The organism is Mycobacterium sp. OAS707 (assembly GCF_014873705.1).
GTDB lineage: Bacteria > Actinomycetota > Actinomycetes > Mycobacteriales > Mycobacteriaceae > Mycobacterium.
In genome coordinates this window covers 259,673-270,843 of sequence record NZ_JADBDS010000005.1, presented here as the reverse complement: position 1 = coordinate 270,843, position 11,171 = coordinate 259,673, and the positions used below count along the sequence as shown (strand labels likewise).

General features: G+C 62.7%; 9 protein-coding genes. 3 read left to right on the top strand and 6 right to left on the bottom strand.

Features of this window, described 5'->3' with window-relative positions; translation table 11 throughout:
- Positions 1 to 217: 217 nt before the first annotated feature.
- From GGC64_RS29840 to GGC64_RS29830, 3 genes are all read left to right on the top strand, one after another.
- On the top strand, positions 218 to 1,045 hold the full coding sequence (locus GGC64_RS29840; protein WP_192726200.1) for a mycofactocin-coupled SDR family oxidoreductase: 828 nt from the start codon (positions 218 to 220) through the stop codon (positions 1,043 to 1,045).
- A gap of 371 nt (positions 1,046 to 1,416) precedes the next feature.
- Positions 1,417 to 2,595 (top strand): cytochrome P450, encoded by a 1,179-nt coding sequence (locus tag GGC64_RS29835; protein WP_370582407.1) that lies wholly within the window; start codon positions 1,417 to 1,419, stop codon positions 2,593 to 2,595.
- An 8-nt stretch (positions 2,596 to 2,603) separates the two neighbouring features.
- Positions 2,604 to 3,212 carry an isochorismatase family protein gene (locus GGC64_RS29830; protein ID WP_192726468.1) on the top strand — a complete coding sequence of 203 codons (609 nt, stop codon included), beginning with the start codon at positions 2,604 to 2,606 and terminating at the stop codon, positions 3,210 to 3,212.
- Between the two features lie 4 nt (positions 3,213 to 3,216).
- Here the strand turns inward: GGC64_RS29830 and GGC64_RS29825 are convergent, their stop codons facing one another.
- The 6 genes from GGC64_RS29825 to GGC64_RS29800 are packed head-to-tail and all read right to left on the bottom strand — an operon-like array spanning position 3,217 to position 11,166.
- Positions 3,217 to 4,683, bottom strand: coding sequence for an MCE family protein (locus GGC64_RS29825; RefSeq protein ID WP_192726199.1), 1,467 nt, complete (start codon positions 4,681 to 4,683; stop codon positions 3,217 to 3,219).
- Position 4,684: 1 nt separating this feature from the next.
- Positions 4,685 to 5,821, bottom strand: a complete 1,137-nt coding sequence (locus GGC64_RS29820; RefSeq protein WP_192726198.1) for a virulence factor Mce family protein — start codon at positions 5,819 to 5,821, stop codon at positions 4,685 to 4,687.
- The gene (locus GGC64_RS29815; protein ID WP_192726197.1) at positions 5,818 to 7,209 is read right to left on the bottom strand and encodes an MCE family protein; all 1,392 of its coding nucleotides are present in this window, start codon (positions 7,207 to 7,209) and stop codon (positions 5,818 to 5,820) included. The genes GGC64_RS29820 and GGC64_RS29815 overlap by 4 nt, the downstream gene beginning before the upstream one ends.
- Positions 7,206 to 8,594, bottom strand: coding sequence for an MCE family protein (locus GGC64_RS29810; protein ID WP_192726196.1), 1,389 nt, complete (start codon positions 8,592 to 8,594; stop codon positions 7,206 to 7,208). Before GGC64_RS29810 ends, GGC64_RS29815 begins: the two co-directional genes overlap by 4 nt.
- Entirely contained in the window at positions 8,591 to 9,619 is a 1,029-nt protein-coding gene (locus tag GGC64_RS29805) for an MCE family protein (protein ID WP_192726195.1), read from the bottom strand. The genes GGC64_RS29810 and GGC64_RS29805 overlap by 4 nt, the downstream gene beginning before the upstream one ends.
- Entirely contained in the window at positions 9,616 to 11,166 is a 1,551-nt protein-coding gene (locus tag GGC64_RS29800) for an MCE family protein (protein WP_192726194.1), read from the bottom strand. Before GGC64_RS29800 ends, GGC64_RS29805 begins: the two co-directional genes overlap by 4 nt.
- Positions 11,167 to 11,171: the final 5 nt, after the last annotated feature.

Below are 11,171 nucleotides of genomic sequence, written 5' to 3'. Positions count from 1 at the left end.
GCCAAGGCGTCACATCTGTAAGCCGGAGCCGACAACCGGTCAACGACCGCCCCCGCCGGCTGATCCTATGGATAACGCTGCGCCCCGGGAGAAATTAGGCAAATAGTTGTATGATTTCACCTTCCCGGCGTAGCATGCGTGATGTGGCGCACGTCACTGCAACGTGCCCGTAGCACCCCACCGAGCGCGGCGATAGCAAGCTACTGGAGGCAAAAGAATGGGTTCACTGGACGGCAGGGTCGTATTCATCACCGGAGCCGCTCGCGGGCAAGGCCGATCACATGCGGTCATGTGCGCAGAGGAGGGCGCCCACATCGTCGGCGTGGACATCTGTGCAGACCTCGACGTGGTGCCCTACAAACTCGGAACCGCCGAGGATCTCGAGGAGACGGCGCGGCTTGTCGAAAAGACCGGTCAGGAAATGATTTTCCAGAGTGCCGACGTCCGCGACAAGACCGCCCTGCAGGCTGCCTTCGACGCCGGCGTGAATCAGTTCGGCCACATCGACACGGTCATCGCCAATGCGGGCGTAATTCTCACCAATCCCGACGAGCGCGACGCCTCGGAGGCGCTGCGGGTCGGACTGGACATCATGCAGACCGGCGTCTGGAACACCTTCCAGGTTGCCATCCCCCACCTCAAGGAACGCGGCAAGGGCGGCAACCTGATCGCCACCAGTTCGATGGCGGCCCTGCTGGACATGACCGACGGCCGTGGCGGTTCAGATGCCTACCTCATGGCAAAGCTGGCGATCACCGGATTGGTGCGTGCGTACGCGAATTTGCTTGCACCAGAACGGATCCGCGTAAATGCGGTGGCGCCGACCAACTGCGCGACACCGATGGTTACCGAGAACCCCGCGCTGTTCAAGGTGATCGAACAGATGCCGCACTTGGCCAACGCCATGCAAACGGCGCTGCCGGACCTGCCGCTGATCGAACCCAAGGACGTCAGCAATGCCATCCTGTTCCTCATCTCCGACGCCGGACGTTCGTTCACCGGGAGCGTGCTGAAGGTCGATGCGGGCATGGATGTCCGCCGGTAATGGGTCGCACCGGTGGACTACGGCATCAGGAACAAGTCTGCACTGATCGTCGGCGGCAGCAAGGGAATGGGTCTTGAAGTGGCCAAAATGCTTGCCGCGGACCGTCTGTCAGCTCAGCGGTGGGATCGGAGGGCCGCTGATCGTGATCGGGCAGGCCATATACGAACGGCGCGGCGACTTCGCCGACATCAAAGACCTGAACGATTATCGCGAGTCCTTCGAGGCGTGCACGATGAGCCAAGTCTTCTCTGCGAGCTGGACTCCGCCAGTCAGCGTTCTGAGAACGACGGAGAGCGATGAGCACCGAAGACGACCGCGAGTGAGGACCGCAGCGAGAACGAGTTCGGACCGGAGCGAGTGGGAGTCGAGCAATGAGCATGGAGTCTGATAGACATCCCGTGATCGCGGGCGTACCGGAACTCGAATGGGCAACTCTGCCGATGGCGGGCGATCGCGGACTCGGGTGGAAGGTGCTGCGGGACGCCGGACCTGTGGTGTTGATCGACGGGTGGTACTTCCTGACCCAGCGTGACGGCGTGCTCACGGCGCTGCGCGACCCGGATCGATTCTCGTCGAAGAAGGCCTTTGACATGCTGGGCAGCCCGTTGCCGCTCGTACCGATCTCGTTCGACCCGCCCGAGCACACCCGCTTCCGGAAGATCCTGCAACCGTTCTTCAGCCCGCACACGCTCAAGGACATGCTGCCGTCGCTGCAGAAGCAGGCGATCGACATCGTTGACGCTGTCGCGGCTAAGGGTGAGTGCGACGTCATGGCAGACATCGCCATCCCGTACCCGTCGCAGGTGTTCCTCACCTTGTTCGGGCTTCCCTTGGAACACCGGGACCGCCTGGTCGCGTGGAAAGACAATGTCATCGCTCTGTCGGAGCTGCCGTCGATGGAAGGCGCCGACCTTACGCCTGCGCTCGAACTCGTCGCCTACGTCTCTGAAGCGATCAATCAACGACGTGAGAGCCCGGGCGACGACCTCTTGTCGAAGGTGCTCACGGGCGAGGATCCGCTCGACGATGCCGAGGCGATTGGACTCAGCTTCCTATTCGTCTTGGCTGGTCTGGACACCGTCACCTCGTCGATGGGTTTTGCGATGCTGGAGCTCGCGCGCAATCCGGAGCTTCGACGGAAATTGTGTGACGACCCTGAGGGGATCAAGGTTTTCGTCGAGGAGATCGTCCGATTGGAGCCGCCGGCTCCCATCGTGCCAAGGGTGACCACCGAAGAGGTTACCGTCGCCGACGTGACCTTCCCCCCGAACACCGGAGTACGGCTGTGCCTCGCGGCGATCAATCGTGACGACAGTGACTCTATCTCCACCAACGACGTAGTCATGGACGGAAAGGTGCACCCCCACTGGGGTTTCGGCGGTGGCCCGCACCGCTGCCTTGGCTCCCATCTGGCCCGGATGGAACTCACGCTCATCGTCGAAGAGTGGCTCAAACGGGTTCCTGACTTCGAGCTCGCCACGGACGAGGTGCCCGAGATCGTGTTCCCCGCGAACACCTTCGGGCTTGGCTCGCTGCTTCTGAGGTACTGACGGTGACGATGACGAACAGCGTGGATGCAGCAAGCATTGCGGTGGTCTGCGTGGAATGCCAGAACGGCGTACTCGGACCGGAGTCGGTATTGCCTCAACTGGCCGCTGACAGCGCGGGACTGGTCGCGAACCTGCGTCGACTGCTCGACGCGGCGCGCACGTACGGCGCGCGGGTGGTCCACGCGACTTACGAGGGCACCTTCGGTGGTGCGCATCCGGGGACAGCACGCCTTTGGCACGCGCTGGGCCCGTTGACGGCGTCCTGGACGCCTGGAAGCCACGAAACCCAGGTGTTACCAGAGCTTCTGGCATCGACGGATCTCGTTCTACCACGCCACCATGGCCTGTTCCCCACCATGGATTCCGAGCTTTTGCCGGTACTACGGGGCCTCGGTGTGCGCACAATAGTTCTCGCGGGTGTTTCGCTGAACCTTGCATTGCCTATCACGGCGGGGCATATCACGCAGGCCGGCTTCGGCTTGATCGTCCCTCGTGATGTCGTCGGTGGGACACCGGCCGATTACGGAAACCAGGTGTTGGACAACACTATTGCTGTTCTCGGCAGGATCACCACCGCAGACGATCTGATCACCGAATGGACGGACGACCGCCTGTAAACGTTCACTGCCCTGGGGGTGCCAGCATGTCCTGCCAGGTGTGCGCGCCGCCACCGCGTGCCAGATTCGACTGAGTGTAAACCTTCCCGTCGGGGCCCACGTATGTGCCGGTGGCCGGATCATATTCAGCGGCCGCAATCGGCACTGCGGTGGTCGGTCCTGTACCACCAGGCGGCACACCCGTCGACCCAGGCGTGCCCGGCGGCGGCTGCGGCACGGGCTGGCCGGTGAGCGTCGCATTAGGGTCACCCTTCCAGTTCCAGCCGTCATTGAGCGGAACGTAGACCTCATCGCTCTCACACATCGCGGCCGTCGGCGCGCGCTTGCCCGGTTTCGTCACGCACGGAATGTTGCGCTGCCCCCGCACGTTCAGGGGGGAATCCTGGGGGATGCGGCAGTACAGGTTGCCGGGCGGCGGCGCGGGATAGTCCTCGAGGGCTGTCGAACGCATCTGCTGGGGCGGCAGAAAGCCAGTGGTGCACGCGGGCGGCACGTTGAGGTTCAGGTTGAAGCTCAGGTAGGCACCCTTGTAGTCCTGTTTCGTATTGCGGTTGGCTACGCCGACCGCCTGGATGGCCTCGGTCCCCGTCGGCAGCAGCACCAACAGGTATTCGATGTTGGGCTGGTACGCCAGCGCGACGTCGCCCACTGAGACCAGGTTCGCCAGCACCACGGGCAGCGTCGGCTTCACGCGGTCAAAGAGCGCACGAAGCTCCTCCGCCGCTCCGGGTGCACCCTGCAGGGTGCCTCGCACCGCTGCGTCGTTGGTCTTCAGCTGATCGGTGACGCTGGCCAGGTGAGCGGCCCATGCGTGAACGGAATCTGAAGTGTCGGTCTGCGTGTCGAGGATCGGAGCAACGTTATCGGTCAGGTTGACCAGGTCTGGAAGGTTTGCCTTGGCATCGATCGCCAAGTTGGAGCCGCCCTTGAAAACCCTTGCAAGCTCAGGTCCTAGCCCACCCAGAGCGGCGTAGGCCTCGTCCACCGTGGTCTTGAGGCTGTCTCCGGGAATCGCTTCGAGTCCGCGGTTGGTCGCATCGAGTAGCTCGTTGATATCTGGAGGGACCGAACTACGATCGCGCGCAATGACATCGCCGTCCTTCAACGGTGCAGAGGTGCTGTTGTTGGGCAACAGCGCGACATACTGCTCGCCGACAGCGCTCTGGCTATGCACCTCGACGCTGAGGTCCGAGGGAATCTTGATGTCGGAATCAAGCGAGAGTTTCGCCGCGACGCCGCTGTCGGTCAGGTCGACCTGTTTCACCACGCCCACTTCCGTGCCGCGGTAGGTGACGTTGCTGCGCTCGTATAGGCCGCCGGCTTCGGGCAATTCGACAGTGACGGTGTAGCGGTCGACGCCGAACACCAGGCTCGGCAACTGCACGAAGCCGAGGCTCATCACGGCAAGCGCGGCCAGAGACACTACGCAGAAGACAACGATCTGGATACTGGTCCGCCTTGTCATACGCATGTCACGGCCCCTGATCGAAGTGGTATGGCGCGATGAGTGGGTTGCGCGAGGTGTACGGACTTGGCATCTGGCCGATGGTGCGACCCCACTGGAGTTCGAGTTCGGTGAGCTCACCTTCGAAGCGGGTGCCGGTGAAGAACGACGCGTCGAGGCGGCTTAGCGTGAGGTCAATTATCGCGGTGAGATTCGCGAAGTCCCCGCGGATCCACTTGGTCAGCGTCGGTTTGGGGAACGGGAACGTCGAGTAGAAATCCAGCGAGCGGGTCAGCGCCGGCCCCGCGTCGGCGAGCGACTTCAGCACCGGTGCAATGTTCCGCAGATTGTTGACGAGATTTTCCTTGCTTTGGTTCGTCGCGTCGGCAGTCAGTGCGGCGAATTTACCTAACTGGTCCAGAGCGTCGGCAAGCGTGTCGCGCTCGTTCTTGAGCACGTCGAGCGCCTGCGGAAGGGTTTTGAGTGCCTTGTCCACGACCGGTTTTTGTTCTGCGACCTGGCCTGCCAGACTATTCAGGCTGTCGGTGGCCGCGATGATGTCGCCGGTCTGGTCGTCGAGATATGCGACGAACTTGTCCAGCTCACCAATCAGACTTCTGAGGTCGGCTTCGCGACCGCGGAACGCGGTACTGAGTTCGTGGGTAATTTCCTGTATTTGCGCGATGCCACCGCCGTTGAGCAACAGCGAGACCGATGCCAGCGCCTGCTCGGTGCTGGGATAGAACGAGCCTGCCGCCAGCTGAATCAGCGACCCGTCCTTCAGCTTCCCCTCGGGTGGTACACCAGTTGGCGGCGCGAGTTCGACGTGCAGCGATCCGAGCAGGCTCGTTTGACCGACCGCCGCAGTCGCGTTGGCGGGCAGGCTGACGTCACCGTTGATCTTCATCGTCAGCAGCGCATGCCAACCTTGGCGTTCGATCTTCGTCACAGTACCGACGTTGACGTCGCCAACACGCACACGGGAGTTCCGTTCGATGTTGTCGACGTCAGGAAGCTGAGCCTGAATGGTGTAGGAATCCGAGCCGGTCCCCTCGGTGCCCGGCAGCGGCAGAGAGTTCGCACCGCGCCATTCACTGCAGCCTGACAGAATTAGCACAGCCAGCATGGCCAGGCAGGCGGCACCAAGACGCTTATGCCGCATCATGAACCGGCTCCTGAGGGAACCATCATTCCGGTAAGCCCATCAGCTGGATTTGTCACGACGGCGCCGGACGTCGATTGATCCACCGGACCTGCAGGTGGCGGTGGCGTACTCGGAACGAACGGCGGGTTCCCCGGAGGATTTGCCGCCGGCTCACCAAAGTTCGTGAAGACGCTACCGGCGGGCGGCAGCGGCCCGTGCGGCGTTCCTTCGCTGCCGGCCGGAGGTGGAACGTAGTCGGGCCGCAGCCAATCCTCGCTGTAGGTGATCTCGTTCGGCCGCGCCTGAGCACCGACGAAGAGGTTCTCGCCAAGCGGAGGGAAGTTGAATTGCCGGTTCTTGAAGATCGGAGCGAGATATTGCACACATAGCTTCGCCGATTGCTCCGCGCCCAACCGCGAGGCCGCCTGGATTGCGCCACAAATGAATTGGAGCGGATTCGCGAAGTTGTTGACAGCCAAGGTGCCGCTCAGCGTGCCCTGGGCCGGCTGGTAGATGTTCAGGAAGTTCTGAAAAGAGTTCGGGGCCACGTGTAGAGCTTCCTTGATCTGCGGAATATTATCGACCAGCAACTGCGTCGTGGCCGCAAGCTGATCCGTTGTCGTGCCGAGGGTTTCGCGATTGTCAGCCAGGAAGCTCTGGACATCGCCGACGACGTCGTGGATGGCGGTTACGGCGTTGCCCACCTCGTCGGGATCGTCGGCGAGCACACTGGTCACACCGGCGAGGTTCACGTTGAGCTGGCGCAGCAGGTCCTTGCTGTCCTGTAGAGCCGACACCAGGATCGAGAGGTTCTTGAAGGTGCTGAACAGGTCGGTGCTCTTGTCGCCGAGCGCCGAAAACGCCTGCGACAGCTTGATGACGGTGTCCCGGATGTTGACACCTTCACCGCGCAGGTTGTCAGCCGCGGTATCGATGAACGCTCCAAGAGTGCTGACACCGCCGGGCTGAGTCGGCTGTAATGTCGCCGCGAGCCTTTCGAGCTGCTTACGTAAGTCGTCGAACTCGACCGGTACCGCCGTGCGCTCTTGGGGTATCACCGCGTTGTCGGCGAGCACCGGTCCGCCGGTATAGGCCGGTGTCAGCTGGATGGCCCGCACCGGCACGAGCTGGGGCGAGAGGATCACGGCATTGGCGTTGGCTGGCACCTTGTATTTGTCGTCGACGAACAACGTCACCTTGGCGCGCTCAGGCTGCGGCTCGATCGTCTCGATCTTGCCGACCGGTACGCCCAAAATCCACACAGCGTCGCCCACGAACAATCCGTTCGTGTTGGCGAAATACGCAGTGATGCGAGTGCGTTTGGCGGTTGGGCCAGTACCGCTTACGAGCAGGATGCCTGCAACCAGCATGACCACCAAGCCGGCGGCCAGGGCGATGCGCCGCTTCATCGCTGCCCGCCTTCCGGTGGGACAAACGCCGGTGGCGGCGCGGCATGTTCGGTCACCGGCGGCTGTTGACCAGGAGCAGGCAGCAGGGTGGGCATTGGCGGCGTGTCCGTCGACTGCATGTTCGGCGGTGACTGCGCGGGCGGTCCCGGTGGTGGCCCACCTGGTGCGGGCGCGGACGGCGGTTCCCGGTAGGGGTAACAACCGGTAGGCCCTGGCAATGGCACGCCGGGCGGACCACAACCTTGATCACCGGGGTTGCCGGTGATCGCATCAGGAAGGGTCATCCGTGGTTCGCCGCCCTGGCCAGTCCTCGGGAAGGGGATCGGCAGCGCCGGCGTACCGGGCTGGCCGAGTTGCGGGTCGCTGATCTGGGATGGCGGAAGTGTGTGCGGATCCAGACCAAGGTCGGAGAAGGCCGCATCGATGAAAGGTTGCAAGAACTGGCCGGGAAGTAGATTCCCGACGTAGGCCTTGAAGAAGGGACCGGATCCTACCGATTCGCCAAGGCCGGCGGCGTAACGGTTGAGGCCGACGAGCGACGTATCCACCTTGTCCTTGCGATCGTTGACAATCTTGAGCACGCCGTTGAGCTTCTCCAGCGCGGGTTTCAATGTGGACCGGTTCTCACCGATAAACCCCTTGATCTGTCGCGCGACCGCAGCGATGTTGTTCGAGAGCGCGCCCAGGGCAGTACTCTGCGTGTTCAGCTGGGCCAGCAACGAATTCGTCTTGACCACCAGATCGACTACCTGGTCGCTGCGCTCCGACAACACCTTCGTGGCCTTGTTCGCGTCAGTGAGAAGGTCTCGCAACGCAGCATCGCGCTTGTCCAGCGTTTCCGAGAATCGGGCAATGCCTTCGACGGCGACCTTCAAGTCGGGCGGGGTATCGGCGAACGTATCCGCCAACACTGCAAGGGATTCGGAGAGCTGGTTGGTGTTCAATCCGCTGATGGCCTTGGTCACCTCGCCGAGTGCGTCGGGCAACTGGTATGCCGGACGGGTTCGTTCGATCGGGATGGGACCCGCCTGACTGCCGTCACCACGCGGAGTCACCTCGATGATCTTGGCGCCCAGCAGGCTCTTGGTCTTGACAGCCGCCTCAGTGCGATCGCCGAGCCGAATGTCCTTGGCGACATTGAAGGTCACCAACACCCGGGCTCCGTCAAGTTCGATACTGTCGACTTTGCCAACCCGTAGGCCAGAGACCTGAACCGGCGCTCCGGAAATCAGGCCACCGGCCTCCGCGAAGTAGGCCGAGTACGTCTTTTCCTGGTCCAGAAACGGCAACTTGTCGTAATTGAGGGCGCCAACCGTCACAGCGAGCACAACGCCGACACCCACGCCGCCAACGACGAGCGGATTGCGCTCAGAGAAGGTTTTCATCGGGGCGCACACCTCCCCGTACTCTGACCCGCCACCTTGACATAGACCGGTTGTCCCCCTTTGCCGTTCAGCTTCAAGACGGCGTCGCACAAATAGAAGCTGAAGTAGTCGCCATAGAGACCCTGCCTGTTGAGCACCTTGTACGCGTCCGGCAGCGTGTCGATCAAGTTCTCGACGTAATCCTTGTCGCCCAGCACAAGTCCCGCGGTTCGATCCGTCTCGGCGACGACGCGTTGCAGCGGCGGCCTTGCTTTGGTCAGCAAGTCCGCAACGGTTTCTGCGGCGGCGTTGGTGTAGGCGACCGAGTTGCTGATGTCCTGCTTTCGCCCTTCGAGGCCGTCGACCAGTTGGTCAAGCGAGGTGACCGCCTTGCCGAACTGGTCACCCTGGTCGGCGAATGATTTGAGGACGACGTTGAGGTTGTGGATCACCTCACCGAGCAACCGATCTCGATCCGCCAGCGTGTTGGTCAACTGCGCGGTCGTGCGAAGGAACGATCCGATCGTCGCGCCCTGACCCTGGAAGGCGGCGATCAACTGGCCGGACAAGGCATTGACCTGGTCAGGATTGAGCGCCCGGAAAAGAGGCTTGAACCCGCCGATCAGTGCGTCAAGGTCCAACGCAGGCGCCGTACGCGTCAGCGGAATGGTGTCGCCGGGATTGAGCTTCTTGGTATCCCCGACACCGTCCTCGAGTGCCATATACCGGCCACCGATCACGTCGTCATATCGGATCACTGCACGGGTGCCTTCGGTCATGACAAGGGCGTCCTCTGCCGAGAACTCAACTAGTGCAGTCGAATCATCCTGGATCCGAATCGATTTGACCTTCCCAACCTCGACACCGGCAACGCGAACGTAGTCATCGGGCTCGAGGCCCGTCACGTTTGTGAAGGCGGCCCTGTAGCTCTTCTCCGACTGGAAGCGAAGATGTCCGAAGATCGCGAACATCGAAAATATGCCGAAGCTACACACGATCAGGAATAGGACAAGCCGCCAGATGGCGCCTCCCAAGTTGTCTCTCACGGTGTCGGCTCCTCTGCGGGCAGCGGCGCCTGTGGAGGCGCGGGCGCTTCAGCGTCGAGCGGTGGTGGCGGCGGCCCCTCCAGCGGAGGTGGCGGCGGCGGTGGGGCCGACGGGTGCGGGAACGGAGTCGGCTGCACCTGCGCGGGGAACGGCACCACGTACGGCTCCGAGCCCGGCGCGGGCTTCGGGTCGCGCGGCGCGCCAGGGGGCGGCGCAGGCGGCAGACCCGGGTACAGCGGCGTGCCATCGGGCGCGTACTGCTGCGCACCGTATGGTGGTGCGCCCGGGTACGGGATGGGGCCGGGCGCAGGCCCGTTCCCGTTCCGGATGCTCGGAGCCTCGGGCACTCCGCGAGTCGTCGGGAAGTAGTTGGCGTACCCCGGGAATCCGATTCCGGGGTTGACCCGCATATCGTTGCCGGTTCCCCAACCGGAGTTCGTCACCAGATAGCGGACCGGCCAGTTTTTGGCGACGTCTGGCAGCGATCCACAACCGGGCTTTCCCCCGGGACCGCCCTTGCCGCCGTAAATCGCAAGGTTGTCCGGGTACTTGTACGGATCGTCGCCAAACATCAGCGTGCTGTCCAGGATCACCGACTTGCCGTTGGTCCCGCCGGTAACCGGTATGAAGTCGTCGAGATTCTTCGCGCCGCCCTGCAACACACATGTCAGCTCCGGGTTGTACTTCAAAAGCAGGGCTGTCGTCGGTTCCAGAACATTGACCGCGTGGACCAGGTTGTCCTTGCTGGGGCCGAGCACGTCAATGCCGCTCTGGGAAAAGCCGCTGACGGTCAGAAGCAGGCTGTCGAGTTGTTTGGCGTTTTCAGTGATGGTGACGCTGGTCGTGCTGGCGGCGTCCAGTACCGAGAGAATGTCTTTCGCGGCGGCTCCGTAGGTGTCACTGAAACCCTTGAGCGACTGCCAGTCTCGCCGGATGGTATCCGCGCGCGGGTTGATCTCCTTGAGCACGTCATTGCCGTCGCTGATCGCCACACCGAGTCGTTGCCCTTGACCGCGCAGGCCCTCGGCGAGCGCCGTGAGGGCACCGTTCAACTTCGGCGTGTCGATCTGGTGAAGCAATTTCGTCAGGTTCTCGAACACCGTGTTGACTTCGGTGCTGACGTTGCGCGATTGGATGACCTGCCCGGCGGCAAGGTGTTTCGGGCTCGGATCGCTCGGATAGAGCAGGTCCACATACTTCGCGCCAAACGCCGTGGTGGCGCGGATCTCGGCGCCGACGTTCGCCGGGATGTACTTCACCTTGTCCGGATCGATCTCCAGGTTGAGCGTGACCCCCCGTCCACCGCCTTCGATCGTCCTGACCTCGCCGACCTTTACGCCACGCAACTTCACCTTCGCCCCGGATTCCATCACCAGGCCGGTGCGATCCGACGTCAAAGTGACTGGAACATATGACCGGAACGTCCCCGCGAACATGAAGGAGGTCACCGCGATCAACAGCGTGATCGCGGCGAAGAGGATCAGAGTCCATCCCGCGGGGGGGATTCGCGACTCCCCCCCACGCTTCTTCTGCCCCGCCTCCGCCATTGCTG

What these genes read in the sequence shown, in the direction of transcription:
- GGC64_RS29840 (WP_192726200.1), top strand. Translation starts at nt 218, where the DNA reads ATGGGTTCACTGGACGGCAGGGTCGTATTCATCACCGGAGCCGCTCGC.
- GGC64_RS29835 (WP_370582407.1), top strand. Translation starts at nt 1,417, where the DNA reads ATGAGCATGGAGTCTGATAGACATCCCGTGATCGCGGGCGTACCGGAA.
- GGC64_RS29830 (WP_192726468.1), top strand. Translation starts at nt 2,604, where the DNA reads ATGACGAACAGCGTGGATGCAGCAAGCATTGCGGTGGTCTGCGTGGAA.
- GGC64_RS29825 (WP_192726199.1), bottom strand. Translation starts at nt 4,683, where the DNA reads ATGCGTATGACAAGGCGGACCAGTATCCAGATCGTTGTCTTCTGCGTA.
- GGC64_RS29820 (WP_192726198.1), bottom strand. Translation starts at nt 5,821, where the DNA reads ATGATGCGGCATAAGCGTCTTGGTGCCGCCTGCCTGGCCATGCTGGCT.
- GGC64_RS29815 (WP_192726197.1), bottom strand. Translation starts at nt 7,209, where the DNA reads ATGAAGCGGCGCATCGCCCTGGCCGCCGGCTTGGTGGTCATGCTGGTT.
- GGC64_RS29810 (WP_192726196.1), bottom strand. Translation starts at nt 8,594, where the DNA reads ATGAAAACCTTCTCTGAGCGCAATCCGCTCGTCGTTGGCGGCGTGGGT.
- GGC64_RS29800 (WP_192726194.1), bottom strand. Translation starts at nt 11,166, where the DNA reads ATGGCGGAGGCGGGGCAGAAGAAGCGTGGGGGGGAGTCGCGAATCCCC.